Below are 16,590 nucleotides of genomic sequence, written 5' to 3'. Positions count from 1 at the left end.
CGCCGCCGACGTCGTCGAGCGGCGGCGGGCGGCGGGCCACCCGATCCGCAGGTCGGCAGGTCGCCCGGTTGCCGTCCCGTCAGTTCAGGACCTTGACCAGTTCCGCAGCCAGCGGGGCGGACGAGGCCGGGTTCTGGCCGGTGTAGAGGTTGCGGTCGACGACCACGTTGGGCGCCCACGGAGCGCCCTCCCGGAAGTCGGCGCCAAGGGCGACCAGACGGTCCTGGACCAGCCATACGGCCTTGTCCGCGAAGCCGGCCTGGGCCTCCTCGGCGTTGGTGAACGCGGTCAATCGGTAGCCGGCGAACGGCGAAGTGCCGTCCGGGCGCTCGGTGGCGAGCAGCGCGGCCGGCCCGTGGCAGACCACGCCAAGCGGCTTGCCCGAATCGAGCGCCGCGCCGAGCAGCGCGCCCGAGGTCGCGTTCACCGCGAGGTCCTCCATCGGCGCGTGACCACCGGGGTAGAAGACCGCGTCGTAGTCGGCCAGGTCGACATCGGCCAGGTCGATCGGCGCGCGCAGCGCGGTGAACCGCTCCAGCGCGGAGGCGACCGCGGCCACCCCGTCCGGGCCGCCGTTCACCTCCGGCGCCAGGCTCGCCTGGTCGACGGTCGGCGCCACGCCGCCGGGTGTGGCGACCACGATCTCGTGGCCTGCCACGGTGAACGCCTCGAACGGGGCGGCGGCCTCCTCGGCCCAGAAGCCGGTCGGGTGCCGGGTGCCGTCGGCCAGCGTCCAGTAGTCGGAGCCGCTGAGCACGAACAGGATCTTCGCCATGGGTCATCTCTCCATTCGGCACCGGAAGCGGGTGCGCTCCGGCGCCATCTGATCGCTTCGTCGGACCGATGGATTCGTCGGACGTCGCGGGCGGATCGTGCGGGGTCGGCCGGTCGCGGTCGATGGATCGTCCCCGCCGGTCGTCGCGGCCGGTCATCGCGCCGTCGGACTCGAACGTAGATCGCCCACCCATCGGTATCCAAATAGGCTCTCCACCATGAGCCATGAAGATTCCGATGGGTCACGGGTCCCCGGATCGGCATCGATACCGGACCCGACCATGCGCGGACCCCTGGATCTGACCCTGCTGCGCACGTTCCTGGCGGTGCATCGCGCCGGCTCCTTCACCGGCGCCGCCCGCGTGCTCGGCCTGTCCCAGCCCACGGTCACCACCCAGATCCGCGCGCTCGAACGCCGACTGGGCCGGGCGCTCTTCGAACGGTTGCCCCGGGGCGTGGCTGCCACACCGATCGCGGACGACCTGGCGATCCGGGTCGCCGAGCCGCTGGACGCGCTGGCCGAGGTGACCGATCGGGATCGGTTCGGCGCGGGCACCCCGGCGGAGCCGGTGCACCTGGCCGGTCCCGCCGAGATCCTGTGTCTGCGTGCGCTTCCCGCGCTCGCGCCGCTGATCGAGCGCGGGGTACTGCTGCGGATCACCCCCGGGCTCACCGACGACCTGCTCGACGGGCTGCGCGCGGGCCGGCACGACCTGGTCCTGGCGACGACCCGGCCGCGCGGGCGCACGCTGGCCGCCGTCCCGCTGATGGACGAGGAATTCGTGCTGGTCGCGGCGCCCCGGTGGGCCGAGCGGATCGGCCCGGACCGGGTGGCCGCCGAGGGGCCGGCAGCGCTGCGCGGCGTACCGCTGGTCAGCTATGCGGAGGACCTGCCGATCGCCCGTCGCTACTGGCGACACGTGTTCGGCACCCGGCTCACCGAACGTGCCGCCATCACCGTCCCGGATCTGCGCGGCGTGCTGACCGCGGTGGTCGCCGGCGCGGGCCTGACCGTGTTGCCGCGTTATCTGTGCGCGGCCGAACTCGCGTCCGGCGCACTCGTACCGCTGCTCATCCCCGACGACCCGCCGATCAACACCGGCTACCTGGTTCGCCGCGCGGGCACGGCGGACCACCCTCATCTGACGCTGGTCCACGATCACCTGGTCCGCGCGGCCCGCACCTGGTGACGCGCGGTCGGGCCGCCGTCCGCCGCGCCGGGCGGGCCCACCGGCGGCCGCCTCAACTCGTGGCCGGCTCCACCGGTCGGCCGGCTCAATCCGTGGGCCGGGTCCACCGGTCCGCCGGGTCGCATCGCCGGTTCCGGCTCCGCCCGCCCGGCACCGGGGGTTACGCCGGCCCGCCGAGGCGGGCACGCCGGTCAGGTGCCCGCGACCGCCGTGGTGAGTTCGGCCAGCAGATCCGGCCCGCTCCACTGCCGCGCCTGCCCGACCGGCGCGGCCTCCGCGTCGCGGATCAGTTCGATCAGGCGCTCGTTCGCCGGCGCGGTCAGCCCGTTGCGTTCGGCGATCGCGAGTATCTCGCCCTGCACGCTGTCGACCTCGGTACGCCGACCCCGTTGCAGGTCCTCCCACATCGAGGAGCGGGCCTTCGCGTCGATCCGCAGCGCGGAACCGGCCAACCGACGAAACAGCGGATCGGGCAGTGCGAGCAGTTGCCGGTTGCGCGCGGCGGAGCTCGGACCGAGCTTGGCCGGCCGGATGCCGTCGGCCCGGAACGCGGTGAGCGCCTCGCCCTGGCACAGCGCCAGGCACGCGCGGTAGTCGCGCTGCCCGAGCTGATCGCGCAGCGGCAGGCCGGACAGCGCGTTGATCGCGTTGTTCAGGTTCATCAGCAGCTTCGCGTGCTGCACCTCGGGCATGTCCTCGCGGACCTGCACCGAGATGCCGGCCTCGGCCAGCACGTCCACGAGCGGGATCGCCCGCGGGTTGGCGTCGATCATCAGCACGCCCGACGTGCCCTGATGGAATACCGCAGGCTCGGTCCGCAGCACGTTGTACGGGACCATGCCGGCCAGCACCGTATGCCCGGGCAGCGCGGCCCGCAGTACGGCCGGGTTGCGCACCCCGTTTTGCAGGCTGACCACGATCGCGGCCGGGCTGAGTCGACCGGCCAGCTGCCGGCCGGCCTCGGCGGTGGCCGCGGACTTGACGGTGACCAGCACGAAGTCGGCTCCGGCCACCGCGTCCGGCGTCTCGGCCAGGGTCAGCCGCTCCGACTCGACCACCGTCGCGGGACGACCCGCGCCGGTGACGGTCAACCCGTCCGCGAGCGCGTCCAGGACGGCCGGGCGGCCGATCAGGGTGATGTCGGCGAACGCGGCGAGCCGACCGCCGAGCTGGCAGCCGACGCTGCCGGCACCGAAGATCGCGATCCGGGGTCGGGGCCGCGAACGTGGAGCAGGTTGGGACATGTACGGCCTCCGCCTACAAATGGAAGAGCCAGGGAATCAATCCGCAAGCGTACGTGCCTCGGACCGCATCCGTGTTCGAGGCAGTCCGAGGCCGGACTCCAAGCACCAGGCCCCGGCCCCCGGGCCCGAGCATTCGAGCCCGCACCGCGCGCACGGACACCACCCCGCCCGGCCCACCCGAACTCGCACACGAACGCTTGACCCTGCCCTTGGCGGCAGGGTTGAACGATCGCGGCATGAACCTCGATGACACCGACTCCCGCGCGCCCCGCGTCGTCCTGATCACCGGTGCGGGCACCGGCATCGGCCGGGCCGCCGCGCACGCCTTCGCCGCCGAGGGCGCGCACGTGATCGCCGTCGGACGCCGCGCCGAACCGCTCGCCGAGACCGCAGCCGGCCACGACCGGATCACCCCGCTCACCGCCGACATCACCGCCCACGGCGCGGCCGAACACATCGTCCGCACCGTCACCGACACACACGGCCGGCTCGACGTCCTCGTCAACAACGCGGGCATCGTCGGCACCGGCAACCTCGGTACCTACACCAGGAAGACGATCGACCCGCTGCTCGCCACCAACCTGATCGCCCCGGTGCTGCTCACCAGTCCGCACTACCGCTCCTGGAGGCCGCCGGCGGGGTGATCGTCAACATCACCACCTCCGTCGGGCAGCGCGCCTGGCCGGGCAACTCGCTCTACGCGGCGACCAAGACCGCCCTCGAACTGCTCACCCGCAGTTGGGCCGTCGAGCTCGCCCCGCGCGGGGTCCGGGTCGTCGCGGTCGCCCCCGGCGCGATCACCACGCCGATCGCCGACCACCAGGGCCTGCCCCCGGAACAGCGCGCCGCCATCCGCGTCTGGCAACTCGCGCACACGCCGATGGGCCGGATCGGCGCTCCCGAGGAGGTCGCCTGGGCGATCACGACGCTCACCGCACCGAACGCCTCCTTCGTCACCGGTGTGGTCCTCCCGGTCGACGGCGGCGCGGTCGTGTCGTAGGTCGTCTCGGCGACCCCGCGTCGGTCGCCGCAGCGTCCGGTGCCGGGGCGCGGCCTGCCGTCGAAGCACCCGCATGGTGGTTCCGTTCGGAGGTTCGCCGGTGCGGCGAGCGGCGAGGAGGCGTGGGGCGGATGCGATGTGCCGGGCGTCGTGGCTCGGCGGGGGATCGAGGGACACGCCCTGTGTCGTCTCGGCGATGTTGACGGCCGCCCGCCCGGATCCGGCGACGGCCGCCGGGGCGGCTCCGGACCCGGGCGCGATGTGGGCCCCGGACGGGCCGCGTACTCGTGATAGGAGTGGTGGGGATGGCGGTGCTGGGGATCGGGGGTGTCCGGATGCGAATCGGTGAACTGGCGAAGGCGACCGGTGCGACGCCGCGTGCGCTGCGCCACTACGAGCAGGCGGGGCTGATCGAATCGGCCCGGTCGGCGAACGGCTATCGGGTCTACGACGAGGGTGTTGTGGCCCGGGTCCGCTCGATCCGCGACCTGCTCGGCGTCGGGCTCACCCTGGACGACGTGCGCGCCTTCCTCCCGTGCCTGGACGCGGGCGTCGATGTCGCCGCGCGAACCCCGTCCGCCTCGGCCGTCCGGATCGCCCTGGACCGGTTGGCCGTCCTGGACGCCCGGATCGCCGCTCAGACCGAGGCCCGGAACAACCTGGCGGCGGCGCTGCGCCGAGCCGGCGTGGACCGCATCCGCCCGGTGGCCTGACCCCGGCCGCCCGGGACGGCCGGGGCCCGGCCGGCGTGCGTACCCGGGTGGAGTGGAGTGGTCAGCGCGCAGGCATGGAGTCCGGATCGACCGGCGCCCGGATCGACCGGCGCCCGCTCCTTTCGGGGTTCCGCCGAAGCCGCCCCGCGTCGACCCGGATTCGCGTCGACTCGGGTCAGGCCCGGTCGGGAGTCGACCTGGTCCGCTGGGTGAGCACGATGCAGCCGAGCACGCCGAGTGCGGCGATCGGCATCGCGGGCGACAATGTCTCGCCCAGGATCAGCACCGCCCAGATCAAGGTCAGCAGCGGTTGGCCGAGTTGCAGTTGGCTGGCCGCCGGTACGCCGATCGCGGCCATCCCCCGGTACCACAGGACGAAGCCGAGGAACTGCGAGACCGCCGCCAGGTAGAGCAGTCCACCCACGCCCCGGGTGTCGAGGTGGACCGCCTCGGTGGCCAGTCCCAGTACCGAGATCAGCGCGGTGGCCGGCGCCGCGAGCACCACGCCCCAGGCGATCACCTGCCATCCGGGCATGTGCCGGGCCAGTCGGCCGCCTTCGGCGTAGCCGGCCGCACACAACACCAGTGCGCCGAACAGGTACACGTCCGCGAGGCCGACCCCGCCGCTGCTCTGTTGCACGGCGAACGCGAACACCACCACCGCGCCCCCGACCGCCGCCGTCCAGAAGGACCGACTCGGCCGTTCACCGGTGCGCAGCACCGAGCAGACCGTGGTGGCCAGGGGCAACAGACCGATCACCACCGCCGAGTGCGCCGTCGAGGAGGTCTGGAGAGCGAGTGTGGTCAGCAGCGGAAAGCCGAGCACGCAGCCCACCGCGATCACGGCCAGCCCGAGCCGGTCCGCCCGCGCGGGCAGCGGTGCCCGCGCCGCCAGCAGTCCCGCCCCGGCGAACAGCGCCGCGAGCAGCCCGCGCAGCCCGGTGACCGTCCAGGGGCCGAACCCGTCCAGGGCCCACACGGTCGCCGGGAAGGTGAGCGAGAAGGTCATGATCGCGAGCGCGGCGAGCGCGGTGCCACCGACCGCTATCGACATTGGGCGAATAGCGCTATCTTGTACTGTCATGAACAACAGTAGCGGTCCCGTCGATCTTGTCGCCATCCTGCGCCAGGAGCTGAACCGCTACTCACATGGCGAGAAGCTGCCGTCCAGTCGCTCACTCGTGGACCGGCATCGGGTCAGCCCGGTGACGGTGTCCCGCGCAATCGCCACGCTGGCCGCCGAGGGGCTCGTGGTCTCCCGCCCCGGGGCCGGTGTCTACCGAGCCGCGCCGAGCCGCCCGGTGGCGCCGACCGGCGACACCTCGTGGCAGGAGGTCGCGCTCAGCGCCGAACCCGGCCTGCCGCCCCGGCGCAGCCCGGACGCGACCGGCGTGTTGTCCGCACTCGCGGTGGCCCCGCCCGAGGTGGTCGACCTCAACAGCGGCTACCTGCACGCGTCCCTGCAACCCGAACGCGCGCTCGCCGCCGCGCTCTCCCGCGCCGGCCGCCGTCCCGGCGCGTGGGAGCGCCCGCCGCTGGAGGGCCTGCCGGAGTTGCGCGCGTGGTTCGCCCGCGACATCGGCGGCACGGTCTCCACGTCCGATGTACTGATCACCGCCGGCGGCCAGAACGCGCTGACCACGGCGCTGCGTTCGCTGGTCGCACCGGGATCGTCGGTGCTGGTCGAATCGCCGACCTACCCCGGCGTACTGGCCGTCGCGCAGGCCGCCGGGCTGCGTCCGGTGCCGGTGCCGATGGATGGCGACGGGGTGCGTACCGATCTGCTCGCCGACGCGTTCGCGGCCACCCGGGCCCGGGCGTTCGTATGCCAGCCGGTGTTCCAGAACCCGACCGGCACGGTGCTCTCCGTCGCTCGGCGCGCCGAGGTGCTGCGGATCGCGCACCAGGCGGGCGCGTTCGTGATCGAGGACGACTTCTCCCGCCGCCTCGTGCACGCGGACGCGCCGGCGCCGCCCGCGCCGCTGGCCGCCGACGATCCGAACGGTGTGGTGGTGCACATCCGTTCGCTGACCAAGACCACCTCGCCCAGCCTGCGCGTCGCCGCGCTCACCGCACACGGGCCGGCCTTCGAGCGGCTGCGCGCCGTCCAGACGGTGGACAGCTTCTTCGTCCCGCGCCCCCTCCAGGAAACCGCCCTGCAACTGGTCGGCGCGCCGGCCTGGCCGCAGCACCTGCGCACGCTGAGCGCGGGGCTACGCGATCGCCGCCGAGTGCTGGCCGGCGCGCTGGAGCGGCTGTTGCCGGAACTGCTCCCGGACCGACTGCCGTACGGCGGCTACCACTTCTGGCTGCGGCTGCCCGACGGGCAGGACGTCGCGGCGCTGACCTCGGCCGCGCTGCGCGCCGGTGTCGCGGTGACGCCGGGCCCGGCGTACTTCACCGCAGAGCCGCCGGCTCCGTACCTGCGCGTCGGATACGCCTACGCCGAGGGCCCGGAGCGGCTGATCGAGGGCGTCGAGCGGTTGCACCGGGCGTTCACCGGGCAGGGTTGAGTCCGGCCTGCGGACGGCGACCGGCCACGGTCGTCGGCCCCAGCACCCACCCGACGGTCGCTCGACGGATCGTCACGAACCGCTGCCGTAGGACCGGGTGATGACCTCCATGTTGTGCCCGTCGGGATCGGCGAAGAACATGCCCCGGCCGCCGTCCCAGTTGTTCACGCGGCCCGCGACCCGGCGGCCGGGGTCCGCGAAGATCGTCACTCCGGCGGTGTGCAGCCGATCGAGGATCACGTCGAACTCGTCCTCCTCGACCCGGAACGCGTAGTGGTGCGGCCGCACTTGCCCGGCCGGGCCGTCCATGAAGTCGAGGGTCACCCCGTTCGCGGTGCCGATCGGCGGGAAGGGGCCGTACGGCGCGCCTACGGGCAGTCCCAGGATGTCCGCGAGGAACGTCGCGGACCGCAGCTTGTCGGTGGCGAGGACGATGGTGTGGTCGAGGCGGATCGGCATGTCGGCTCCCGAGTGTGAGGGCCGGCGGCGCGGTGCTCGCGGCGCTCCGGCCGTCTCGATTCTGGATCGCCCGGCCGGCGGCCGGCAGAGACCCGGATATCCAGGGATCGGCGGTCCCAGGCTGAACACTCCGCTCCTCGGCGGCGCACAGCCGTGGCAGCGTTCGAGGCACCGCCGAAACCGGGCCCGATGCGTCGGATCCGGCCGGGCCAACTCCCGTTCCACCCGCCTCGGAAGGCTTCGCCATGCCCACTTGTGCTCGCATGCCCGATACCGGCGTGGACACCGGCGGCCCCCGCCCGGGCCTGCGCCGCCCCGGTGTCGCCCTCGCGCTGCTCGCCTTCGCGAGCCTGATCACCTCGCTCGACTACAACATCGTCTACGTCGCGCTGCCCGACATCGGCGCGGACGTCGGCTTCTCCGCCCGGACGCTCCAGTGGGTGGTGAGCGCGTACGCGGTCGCCTTCGGCGCGTTCCTGCTGCTCGGCGGCCGGATGGCCGATCTGCTGGGCCGCCGGCGGATGTTCGTGCGCGGCCTGACGCTGTTCGCGGTCTCCTCGCCCGCCGGCGGTCTGGCCCGCGAACCCGGCCTGCTGATCGCCGCCCGCGCCGTCCAGGGCCTGGACGGCGCGTTCCTGTTCCCGGCCACACTGTCCCTGGTCAACACCACGTTCGCCGAGGGCCGCGAACGCAACCGCGCGCTGTCGGTGTGGGCCGCGACCGGCTCCGGCGGTCTGATCCTGGGCTCGCTGCTCGGCGGTGTGCTCACCCAGACGCTCGGCTGGGAGTCGGTGTTCTTCGTCAATGTCCCGCTCGCCGGCGCCGCCGCGCTGCTCGCGTTCGTCGTACTGCCCGCCGACCCCGCCCGGGTCGCCGGTCGGCGCTTCGACATATTCGGTGCGCTGACCGCGACCCTCGGCTGCACGCTGGTCGTCTTCGCCCTGGTCCAGGGACCGGAGTCGGGCTGGACGAACCCGCTCGCCGGCGCCGGGCTCGGCGTCGCCCTGCTGACCGTGTTCCTGCTCGCCGAGGGGCGCAACCCCGACGCGCTGATGCCGCTGCGGCTGCTGCGGAGTCGCAATCTGGGCACCGGGATGACGGTGACGTTCCTGTTCATGGCCACGCTCGGCACGCTGCCGTACTTCCTCACCGTCTACTTCCAGGGTGTGCAGGGGTACGGCGCGCTGCGCACCGGCTTCGCCTTCCTGGTCCCGATGGGCAGCGGGCTGCTGGGCTCGCTGCTCGGCGGCCGGTTGGCGACCCGGTTCGGAGTACGGTCCACGCTGCTCGTCAGCCTCACGGTCAGCGCGGTCGGCGTGGCCGCGACCGGTCCGGGCATCTCCGCGAACGCCTCCTACCTCGACCTGGTGCCGGGTCTGGTGGTCTTCGGGCTCGGTCAGGGCGTCGTCTACACCACGATGTTCGCCGCCGCCGCGACCGGTGTGCGGCCACGAGCAGGGCATCGCGTCCGGGATGGCGTCCACCGGTCAGCAGGTCGGCGGGGCGATGAGGCTCGCGGTGCTGGTGGCGATCGCCAACTCCGGCACGGACGGCCGCACCGGTGAGGCCCTGCGGGTGGCGACCGCGCACGGCCTGCGCACCGCGGTGTTCGCCGCGGCGGTGGGTGCGGGGGTGGCGGTGCTCGTCGCGCTGAACTTTCGGCGGATGGGTCGAGAGGCCGAGGACACCCTCGCGGCGGGGAGCATCACGCCTTGAGGGTGCGGTCGGCCGGCACCTCGAAGATGATCTCCAGGCCGTCCTCCTCGTCCATCTGCTCGCCGACCTCGACGAAGTGGAAACCCCGGATGGTGGCGAGCGACGCCGCGTTGTCCGGCGCGATGGTGACCCGGACGGTCGTCACGTCGGGCTCGTGGGCCGCCCGCTCCAGCAGCGACTTCAGCATCGCCCGGGCATAGCCGCGCCGGCGCGCCCCGGGCACCACGGTGTAGCCGATCTCCACCATGCCGACCTCGTCCGGCGGCCCGTGGAATCCGGCGTAGCCCACCACCGCGCCGTCCGGCTCGGAAACCGCGGCCCGAACCACCCAGGGAGCGCTCTCGGGTTCGGCGGTCACCTGCTCGAAGCGCCGCCGCCACAGGCCGCGCGCCCGGTCGGAAACGAAGAACTCGGGCAGTTCCAGACCGGTTTGGTAGCGCGCCTCGGCCAGATCACCGGCCAGCAGGGCGGTCAGGGGGCGACCGATCAGGTAGACCCAGCGCACCCGCTGCTCGGGAGCCGCCCGGGGGCGGGAGGCGGGGGAGTCGGACGGCGGGTGCGCGGAATCGTCGAGGTGTTCGGTCATCATCGGATCATCGGCGACGACCGACCGGTCGTCCAGCGCATTTCCCGGCGGCCCGGAGAAATTCGCCGGATCCGCTTCACGGCCTTTTGATCCGCCGATCCGCGTGCTGTCCGGCGGGGTGGCCGGCCCTTCGAAGGGCTGCCGATCTGCGAATTCACCCGGCCGACGGCGATTGTTGGCAGTACGGACAATCTGCATGGGTTTTCCACCCAATACCGTGCGGATGCCCCCAACCAGCCCGGCGCCGGAGAACCATCATGTGTCAGCAGCACGACGACGACTGCGATCAGCCGCCCGTCACACCCCTGTCCGAACCCGCGCGACGGGCGTTCCTGCGCTCCGCCGCGCTGGCCGGCGCCGGCGTCACCGTGGCGGGTGTGGTGGGTGCCTCCCCCGCCGCCGCCGCGGGCACCGACGACGCCGCCGGCGCTGCGGCAACGGACTCGACGGTGGACGCGCAACACCTGCCGGCGTGGCGTCCGGACGGCGACAGCCGCCGGTTCACGCTGGTCGTGATGCCGGACACGCAGTACATGTTCGACGAGCCCAGCATCACCACCGCCCCGATCGAGGCGTCCTTCCGGTACATCCTGGAGCACGCGCGCGACGACAACATCGTCTTCATGTCGCACCTGGGCGATCTCACCCAGAACGGCCGCAAGGCCGAATTCGACGGAATCGGCCGGGCCTTCGAACTGCTCGACCGCAAGGGCGTCGGGTACAGCGTGCTGGCCGGCAACCACGACATCGATTCCAACACCGACGACCAGCGCGGGCGTTCGGCGTACCTGGACACGTTCGGTCCGCAACGGTTCCGCGGCAAGCGCTCCTTCGGCGGGGCGACCCCGGACGGCTACAACACCTACCACCTGTTCCGTGCCGCGGGCCGCGAGTGGCTGGTGCTCGCGCTGGACTGGCGGCCCTCGCCGGCCGGCATCGCGTGGGCGAAGAAGGTGATGGCCGACCACCCGCACACGCCGGTGATCCTGACCAGCCATGAACTCGTGTCCGCCGACCGACCCGGTCAGGAGGCGGAGTTCTCCGATCACGGCAGGCAGTTGTGGAACGACCTGATCAAGGGCAACGACCAGATCTTCCTCACGCTCAACGGCCACTACTGGCCGGCCGGTCGCACGACGCACAAGAACGACGCCGGCGGTGACGTACATCTGCACATCACCAACTACCAGAACCGCTACTTCGGCGGCGCCGCGATGATCCGGCTCTACCACTTCGATCTCGACCGCAACACGATCGACGTCGAGACGCTCTCCCCATGGATCCTCGGACGCAGCAACCGTGGTCTCAACGAACTCGAGCGCCGCGAGATGGAGTTGACCGGCCCGGAGGACTACTTCTCGGTGCCGATCGACTTCGACCAGCGCTTCGCGCGTTTCGCCCCGATACCCCAGCGCGCGGCCCGCCCCGCCCAGCGCATGGTGGTGCCCGGCACGGTCGCCTACTGGCGCTTCGACGGTTCCCCCCAGGACGGCGCGCCGATCCCCGGGGCCCAGCGTTTTCCCGACCTGTCCGGGCGTGGCAACGACCTCACCCTCGTGCCGGCTCCGGGCGCCGCGGCCGGTTCGGTCAGCTGGTCCCACCAGTTCCACCCCGACCAGCCCGGACACGGCAGTATCCGGCTCGCCGGCGGCAAGTCGCCGCTGCGCGGCGGCCACCTGCAAACCGCCAACGACGCTCCGCTGAACACCGCGACGTTCCGCTCCGGCTACACGGTCGAGGCGTTCTTCAAGCTGCCCTCCGACTGGGACGGCGGCCGGGACGGCTGGTCGGCGCTGCTGAGCCGCTGGGGCATGAGCGGCGAGGCACGCAAGCCGCAGGGTGATCCGCAGGAGCCGGTCGTCACGCTGAGTCTGTCCGGTGGCCGCGAACTGCAATGGTGCGTCTACCCGTTGAACAGCGACGGCTCGGCGACCAACTGGGGCCACGAACTCCGGTTGGACACGTGGTGGCACGTCGCCGTGGTCAACGACTCCCGGCAGACCACGATGTACATCGACGGCTGCCCGGTGGTGCGCAACCCGACGGCCCGCTCGATCGGCCTGACCACGCTCAACCTGCCCTGGATGCTCGGTGGTTACGCGTACGACGGCAAGCTGGACCAGACACTCAACGCCTGGGTCGGCGACGTCCGGATCGTCGATCGGGCACTGCGACCCGACGCGTTCATGATCGGCCGCTGAGGCACGTCTGCGGTGACCGGCCGGGCCGGTGCCACCGGTACGGTCGACAGCAGGCAGCCAGGCGGGCGGCCCGGACCCGAGTCGACGGCGACTCGGGTCCGGGCCGCCCGGTGTGGTCGGTCCACCGGTGCGGTCGGTGCGGCCCCTCCGGGCGGGCCGGCACGTCGGTTCAGTGCACCGAGAGTCCGCCGTCGACGAAGAGCGACTGGCCTGTCACGTAGGCCGATCCGGCGCCCGCCAGGAACACCGCCGCGGCCTCGAAGTCCTCGGCCAGGCCGTTGCGGCCGACCATGGTGCGTGCGGCCAGGGAGGCGATCCTTTCCGGGTCGCAGGACAGGCGCGCGTTGAGCGGGGTCATCACGAAGCCGGGCACGAGCGTGTTGGCGGTGACCCCGTGCGGCGACCATGCCTCGGCCTGGGATCGGGCCAGCGACTCCAATCCGCCCTTGGACACGCCGTAGACACCGCTCTGCACGAACGCGCGATGCGCCTGCTGCGACGAGATGTGGATGATCCGCCCGTAGCCGCGCTCGGCCATGCCTGGCCCGAACCGCTGCCCCAGCAGGTAGGGCGCCTCCAGGTTCACCACCATCGTGGTGTCCCAGACGTCGTCGTCGAGTTCGCTCATCGGCGGACGCAGGTTGATACCCGCGGAGTTGACCAGGATGTCCGGCTCGCCGAACGCCTCGACCGCCGCCTCGGCCGCCGCGCGCACCCCGGCGCGGCTGCCCAGATCCCCGCTCACCCAGGCCGCCTTGCCGCCCTGGGCGGTCAACTCGTCGACGGCGGTGCTCAGTTCCGCCTCCCTCCGGGCCACGACCACCACGCTTGCCCCCGCACGGGCGAGGGCCCCGGCGATGGCGCGGCCGATACCGGAACTTCCGCCGGTCACCACAGCGACCCGGCCATCCAGCGAGAACAGTCCGGAGAGGTATGCCTGCGAGCTCATGGCGGCAGCCTAGTAGCGAAATCGATCTCGCCGCCGGGGGCAGGTTCACGACCGATCCCCCGCCCCGATCGCTCCCGTTCCGGCCGTCCTCGGCCGGCGATCAGGCGTCCGTGCCCCGGCGTCGGGCCGGAAACCCGTGGGTGCGGGCCGCGACGACCACCGCGAGCACCGGGATCAGCAGCACCAGCACACTCCATGGGAAGGAGCCTGCGCCGAGCAGGTCCAGCAGGATCGCACCGGCCACGCCGCCGCCGGCCATCGCCGCGTTCCACAGGGTGACGAGCATCGCCTGCGCGGCGTCCGCCTCGTCGCCGCCCGCGTCGCCGACGGCGGTCTGTAGGAGGGTGGGCGCGCCGCCCCAACCCAATCCCCACAACACCACTGCGGCATACACCAGGACGTGACTGTCGGAGAATGCCGCGAGGATCGTGGCCGCCGCGGCGAACAGCAGCGTGGCCGCGATGGTCAACTCGCGCAGCCGGCGATGGATCGCGGCGCCCACGACCCAGATGCTCAACAGCGACGCACCACCGAAGACCAGCAGCACCACGTCGGCGGTGCCGCCCATGTCCAGCCGGTCCAGGTAGGTGGCGATGTAGGTGTAGAGGATCGTGTGCGCCAGCACGAACACCAGGGTGACGAACAGAACCGGTGCCACGCCCGGGGTGGCCAGTGTGCGCAGCAGGGGAGTTCGCTCGTCCGGGCGCTGTCCGGGCTGGTCCGGCACGATCGCGACGATCCAGCCGATCAGGGCCAGCGCGAGCACGGTCATCACCGAGAAGGAGACCCGCCAGCCGAACTCGTCGCCGAGGAACGTGCCGGCGGGCACTCCCAGCGACAGCGCGATCGGAATGCCCGCCATCACGATCGCGATCGCCTTGCCCTGAAGGTGCGCGGGCACCATGCGGCGGGCGTATCCGGCCAGCAGCGCCCAGGCCACGCCCGCCGCCACACCGGCGACGAAGCGGGCCACCATGGTCAGCGGGTAGTTGCCGGAGACCGCGGTAACCGTGTTGGCCGCCGCGAATCCGGCCATCGCGGTCAGCAGCAGTCGTTTGCGGCGCCGGCCGGCGGTCGCCGCCGACAGCGGGATCGCGGTGAGCGCGGTACCGATGGCATAGATCGTCACCGACTGCCCCATCGCCGACTCGCCGACCCCCAGGTCGGAGCTCATCGCGGGCAGCACGCCGGCCGGCAGGGTCTCGGTCAGGCTGGTCACGAAGACCGCCGTGGCCAGCGCCAACAGCGCCGCCATCGGCAGTTTCCGGTCGTCGATCGTGGTGTGGGAGGGTGCCGAGGTCGTGCTTCGACTTGTCATGCCGCGTATGGTCGAACCATCACATTGATGTGAGGGTCAAGCGGCGAGACATGAGGTGGGTCACATGCGCATCGGGGAGTTGTCCGAACGCACCGGTACTCCGCGCCGGTTGTTGCGCTACTACGAGGAGCAGAGCCTGATCATCGCGGACCGCTCCCCCAACGGCTACCGGGACTACGACGAATTCTGCGTCGACCGGGTCATGCAGATCCGGGGTCTGCTCGACGCCGGACTGCCGACCCGGATCATCAAACAGATCCTGCCCTGCCTCAACAAGCCCCGCACCATCCACTTCCCGGACGCGACACCGGAAATGCTCGCCGCCCTGGAGCACGAACGCGACCGGATGACCGAACGCGTCAACTGCCTGATCCGCAACCGGGACGCGATCGCCGAGTATCTGGACGCGGTACGCGGCGGCAATCCCCCAAGCACCGCCCGCACCCTCGAACCAGCCGGCACGCACTGATCCGCCCGGCACGAAACCGACGCGGGCGATCGGTCGGCCCGGCTACGCATATTTCCTTGCCCGACCGGGCCGACTCTGTGAGGGTTGCCGGACTCGAAACCGCATCGATGCGGAGATCCGCGCATTGGGCGTCGAGCACCCCCTGCTCGACGAGGGTCTCGCGGAACTGGCCTACGTGCTCGACGCGTTGGCCGACCTGCCAAGTGGCTCGATCGTCGCAGACCTGCATCGTGCGCGGACTCGACTACTACACCAGCACCGTGTACGAGGCCAAGTTCGTCGAATTCCCGGGCTACGGCAGCATCTGCTCCGGAGGCCGCTACGAGAACCTGGCCGGGTCCTTCATCCGGCGCAGTCTGCCCGGCGTGGGTATCTCCATCGGCCTGACCCGGATCTTCGCCAAGCTGGTCGCCGAGGGCCGGCTGCCGATCGGCCCGAAGTGCCCCACCCAGGTGCTGGTCGCGGTGCCCGAGGCCGCATCGTTCCCGCTCGCGCAGCGCACCGGCGCGATACTGCGCGCCCGCGGGATCCGGACCGAGGTCTATCACCAGCCGGACAAACTGCAGAAGCAACTGCGGTACGCGCTGCGCAAGGGCATCGGCCATGTGTGGTTTCCGGCGGCCGACCCGGGCGGCGGGGACGGCGGCCATGGATGGCATGAGGTGAAGGACCTGGCCTCGGCCGAACAGGTCGCCGCCGACCCGCACACCTGGCTGCCGTCCGAGCCGCCCGGGGCGCTGCCCGGGTGGTAGTCGATCCGGGCAATTCGGTGGCATCCCGGCCCGGCACAGGTCCAGGATGCGGGGCATGACGCATACCTTCCTGGCGTTCCTGGGCGCCTGCACGCTCATCGCGGCGAGTCCCGGACCGAGTTCGGTCCTGATCATCCGGCACTCGTTGCAGTCCCGTCGCGCCGGCTTCCTGGCGGTGCTCGGAAACGAAACCGGGGTCTTCATCTGGGGACTCGCCGCGGCCTTCGGGCTGACCGGCCTGCTGGCCGCGTCCCGACTCGCCTACGACATCATGCGCGTCGTCGGCGCCGTCGTCCTGGTCGGCTTCGGCATCCAGGCCATCCGCTCGGCCCGCCGCGACGGCCTGACCGGATTCACCACCGCCGAGACCGGCACCGCGAACGCCGAGCCCGAGCCGGGCAGCGGCCGGCGCGCCTACCGCGCCGCGCTGACCCTGAACCTGGCCAACCCGAAGGCCGCCGTGTTCGCGATGTCCTTCCTCCCCCAGTTCGTCCCACATGGTGCGCCGCAACTGCCCACGATGGTCGCGCTGGCCACGATCTGGGCGGTGTACGAGACCGGCTACTACAGCCTGTACGTGTGGTTCGTCGGCCGGATGCGCGCGGTGCTGAGCCGCGCCAAGGTCCGCCGCCGGTTGGAGCAGACGTCCGGCGGGATCATGGTGGCGCTGGGCATCCGGCTGGCCGTGGAGTCGTGAGTCACGGCA

Annotated in this window: 16 protein-coding genes and 1 pseudogene; 10 read left to right on the top strand and 7 right to left on the bottom strand. The window is 72.0% G+C overall.

Going from position 1 to position 16,590, the window contains the following annotated elements; translation table 11 throughout:
* Positions 1-79 precede the first annotated feature (79 nt).
* Complete coding sequence (locus tag ABZS54_RS23970; RefSeq protein WP_355539603.1) at positions 80-775, bottom strand: type 1 glutamine amidotransferase domain-containing protein; 696 nt, start codon at positions 773-775, stop codon at positions 80-82.
* A gap of 280 nt (positions 776-1,055) precedes the next feature.
* Here ABZS54_RS23970 and ABZS54_RS23965 point away from each other — a divergent pair, with 280 nt between their 5' ends.
* Entirely contained in the window at positions 1,056-1,964 is a 909-nt protein-coding gene (locus ABZS54_RS23965; protein ID WP_355539600.1) for a LysR family transcriptional regulator, read from the top strand.
* Between the two features lie 191 nt (positions 1,965-2,155).
* On the opposite strand, the gene ABZS54_RS23960 is transcribed toward ABZS54_RS23965, so the two are convergent.
* Entirely contained in the window at positions 2,156-3,208 is a 1,053-nt protein-coding gene (locus tag ABZS54_RS23960) for a 2-dehydropantoate 2-reductase (protein ID WP_355539597.1), read from the bottom strand.
* A gap of 236 nt (positions 3,209-3,444) precedes the next feature.
* Here ABZS54_RS23960 and ABZS54_RS23955 point away from each other — a divergent pair.
* Together ABZS54_RS23955 and ABZS54_RS23950 are read left to right on the top strand one after the other, a co-directional pair.
* A pseudogene (locus tag ABZS54_RS23955) lies at positions 3,445-4,208 on the top strand (SDR family oxidoreductase).
* A 335-nt stretch (positions 4,209-4,543) separates the two neighbouring features.
* Positions 4,544-4,921: a MerR family transcriptional regulator gene (locus ABZS54_RS23950; RefSeq protein ID WP_355539612.1), complete on the top strand. Its 378-nt coding sequence runs from the start codon at positions 4,544-4,546 to the stop codon at positions 4,919-4,921.
* A 175-nt stretch (positions 4,922-5,096) separates the two neighbouring features.
* On the opposite strand, the gene ABZS54_RS23945 is transcribed toward ABZS54_RS23950, so the two are convergent.
* Entirely contained in the window at positions 5,097-5,975 is an 879-nt protein-coding gene (locus tag ABZS54_RS23945; protein WP_355539594.1) for a DMT family transporter, read from the bottom strand.
* A gap of 28 nt (positions 5,976-6,003) precedes the next feature.
* Between ABZS54_RS23945 and ABZS54_RS23940 the strand changes: the two genes are divergently transcribed.
* Positions 6,004-7,434, top strand: coding sequence for a PLP-dependent aminotransferase family protein (locus ABZS54_RS23940; protein WP_355539591.1), 1,431 nt, complete (start codon positions 6,004-6,006; stop codon positions 7,432-7,434).
* Between the two features lie 72 nt (positions 7,435-7,506).
* Here ABZS54_RS23940 and ABZS54_RS23935 read toward each other — a convergent pair whose 3' ends face one another.
* Positions 7,507-7,893 (bottom strand): VOC family protein, encoded by a 387-nt coding sequence (locus ABZS54_RS23935; protein WP_355539588.1) that lies wholly within the window; start codon positions 7,891-7,893, stop codon positions 7,507-7,509.
* Between the two features lie 245 nt (positions 7,894-8,138).
* Between ABZS54_RS23935 and ABZS54_RS23930 the strand changes: the two genes are divergently transcribed.
* On the top strand, positions 8,139-9,458 hold the full coding sequence (locus tag ABZS54_RS23930; protein ID WP_355539585.1) for an MFS transporter: 1,320 nt from the start codon (positions 8,139-8,141) through the stop codon (positions 9,456-9,458).
* Entirely contained in the window at positions 9,412-9,609 is a 198-nt protein-coding gene (locus ABZS54_RS23925; protein ID WP_355539582.1) for a hypothetical protein, read from the top strand. The genes ABZS54_RS23930 and ABZS54_RS23925 overlap by 47 nt, the downstream gene beginning before the upstream one ends.
* On the opposite strand, the gene ABZS54_RS23920 is transcribed toward ABZS54_RS23925, so the two are convergent.
* A complete protein-coding gene (locus ABZS54_RS23920; protein WP_355539579.1) occupies positions 9,599-10,195 on the bottom strand; it encodes a GNAT family N-acetyltransferase in 597 nt (198 codons plus the stop codon). The genes ABZS54_RS23925 and ABZS54_RS23920 overlap by 11 nt on opposite strands.
* 257 nt (positions 10,196-10,452) lie before the next feature.
* Between ABZS54_RS23920 and ABZS54_RS23915 the strand changes: the two genes are divergently transcribed.
* The gene (locus tag ABZS54_RS23915; RefSeq protein WP_355539576.1) at positions 10,453-12,396 is read left to right on the top strand and encodes a LamG-like jellyroll fold domain-containing protein; all 1,944 of its coding nucleotides are present in this window, start codon (positions 10,453-10,455) and stop codon (positions 12,394-12,396) included.
* Positions 12,397-12,565: 169 nt separating this feature from the next.
* Here the strand turns inward: ABZS54_RS23915 and ABZS54_RS23910 are convergent, their stop codons facing one another.
* Together ABZS54_RS23910 and ABZS54_RS23905 are read right to left on the bottom strand one after the other, a co-directional pair.
* On the bottom strand, positions 12,566-13,345 hold the full coding sequence (locus tag ABZS54_RS23910; RefSeq protein WP_355539573.1) for an SDR family oxidoreductase: 780 nt from the start codon (positions 13,343-13,345) through the stop codon (positions 12,566-12,568).
* Positions 13,346-13,445: 100 nt separating this feature from the next.
* Positions 13,446-14,663: an MFS transporter gene (locus ABZS54_RS23905; RefSeq protein WP_355539570.1), complete on the bottom strand. Its 1,218-nt coding sequence runs from the start codon at positions 14,661-14,663 to the stop codon at positions 13,446-13,448.
* 64 nt (positions 14,664-14,727) lie between these two features.
* Between ABZS54_RS23905 and ABZS54_RS23900 the strand changes: the two genes are divergently transcribed.
* The 3 genes from ABZS54_RS23900 to ABZS54_RS23890 all read left to right on the top strand — a co-directional run bounded on the left by ABZS54_RS23900 (position 14,728) and on the right by ABZS54_RS23890 (position 16,581).
* The gene (locus ABZS54_RS23900; protein ID WP_355539567.1) at positions 14,728-15,132 is read left to right on the top strand and encodes a MerR family transcriptional regulator; all 405 of its coding nucleotides are present in this window, start codon (positions 14,728-14,730) and stop codon (positions 15,130-15,132) included.
* A gap of 230 nt (positions 15,133-15,362) precedes the next feature.
* Positions 15,363-15,884: a hypothetical protein gene (locus ABZS54_RS23895; protein ID WP_355539564.1), complete on the top strand. Its 522-nt coding sequence runs from the start codon at positions 15,363-15,365 to the stop codon at positions 15,882-15,884.
* Between the two features lie 55 nt (positions 15,885-15,939).
* The gene (locus ABZS54_RS23890; RefSeq protein WP_355539561.1) at positions 15,940-16,581 is read left to right on the top strand and encodes a LysE family translocator; all 642 of its coding nucleotides are present in this window, start codon (positions 15,940-15,942) and stop codon (positions 16,579-16,581) included.
* Positions 16,582-16,590: the final 9 nt, after the last annotated feature.

The sequence above is a fragment of the Embleya sp. NPDC005575 genome, assembly GCF_040605455.1.
Classification (GTDB): domain Bacteria; phylum Actinomycetota; class Actinomycetes; order Streptomycetales; family Streptomycetaceae; genus Embleya.
The sequence above is the reverse complement of the archived record's forward strand: the minus strand, read 5'-3'. Positions and strand labels throughout refer to the sequence as shown.

What these genes read in the sequence shown, in the direction of transcription:
- ABZS54_RS23890 (WP_355539561.1), top strand. Translation starts at nt 15,940, where the DNA reads ATGACGCATACCTTCCTGGCGTTCCTGGGCGCCTGCACGCTCATCGCG.
- ABZS54_RS23910 (WP_355539573.1), bottom strand. Translation starts at nt 13,345, where the DNA reads ATGAGCTCGCAGGCATACCTCTCCGGACTGTTCTCGCTGGATGGCCGG.
- ABZS54_RS23950 (WP_355539612.1), top strand. Translation starts at nt 4,544, where the DNA reads ATGCGAATCGGTGAACTGGCGAAGGCGACCGGTGCGACGCCGCGTGCG.
- ABZS54_RS23970 (WP_355539603.1), bottom strand. Translation starts at nt 775, where the DNA reads ATGGCGAAGATCCTGTTCGTGCTCAGCGGCTCCGACTACTGGACGCTG.
- ABZS54_RS23935 (WP_355539588.1), bottom strand. Translation starts at nt 7,893, where the DNA reads ATGCCGATCCGCCTCGACCACACCATCGTCCTCGCCACCGACAAGCTG.
- ABZS54_RS23920 (WP_355539579.1), bottom strand. Translation starts at nt 10,195, where the DNA reads ATGACCGAACACCTCGACGATTCCGCGCACCCGCCGTCCGACTCCCCC.
- ABZS54_RS23945 (WP_355539594.1), bottom strand. Translation starts at nt 5,975, where the DNA reads ATGTCGATAGCGGTCGGTGGCACCGCGCTCGCCGCGCTCGCGATCATG.
- ABZS54_RS23915 (WP_355539576.1), top strand. Translation starts at nt 10,453, where the DNA reads ATGTGTCAGCAGCACGACGACGACTGCGATCAGCCGCCCGTCACACCC.
- ABZS54_RS23930 (WP_355539585.1), top strand. Translation starts at nt 8,139, where the DNA reads ATGCCCACTTGTGCTCGCATGCCCGATACCGGCGTGGACACCGGCGGC.
- ABZS54_RS23905 (WP_355539570.1), bottom strand. Translation starts at nt 14,663, where the DNA reads ATGACAAGTCGAAGCACGACCTCGGCACCCTCCCACACCACGATCGAC.
- ABZS54_RS23960 (WP_355539597.1), bottom strand. Translation starts at nt 3,208, where the DNA reads ATGTCCCAACCTGCTCCACGTTCGCGGCCCCGACCCCGGATCGCGATC.
- ABZS54_RS23965 (WP_355539600.1), top strand. Translation starts at nt 1,056, where the DNA reads ATGCGCGGACCCCTGGATCTGACCCTGCTGCGCACGTTCCTGGCGGTG.
- ABZS54_RS23900 (WP_355539567.1), top strand. Translation starts at nt 14,728, where the DNA reads ATGCGCATCGGGGAGTTGTCCGAACGCACCGGTACTCCGCGCCGGTTG.
- ABZS54_RS23940 (WP_355539591.1), top strand. Translation starts at nt 6,004, where the DNA reads ATGAACAACAGTAGCGGTCCCGTCGATCTTGTCGCCATCCTGCGCCAG.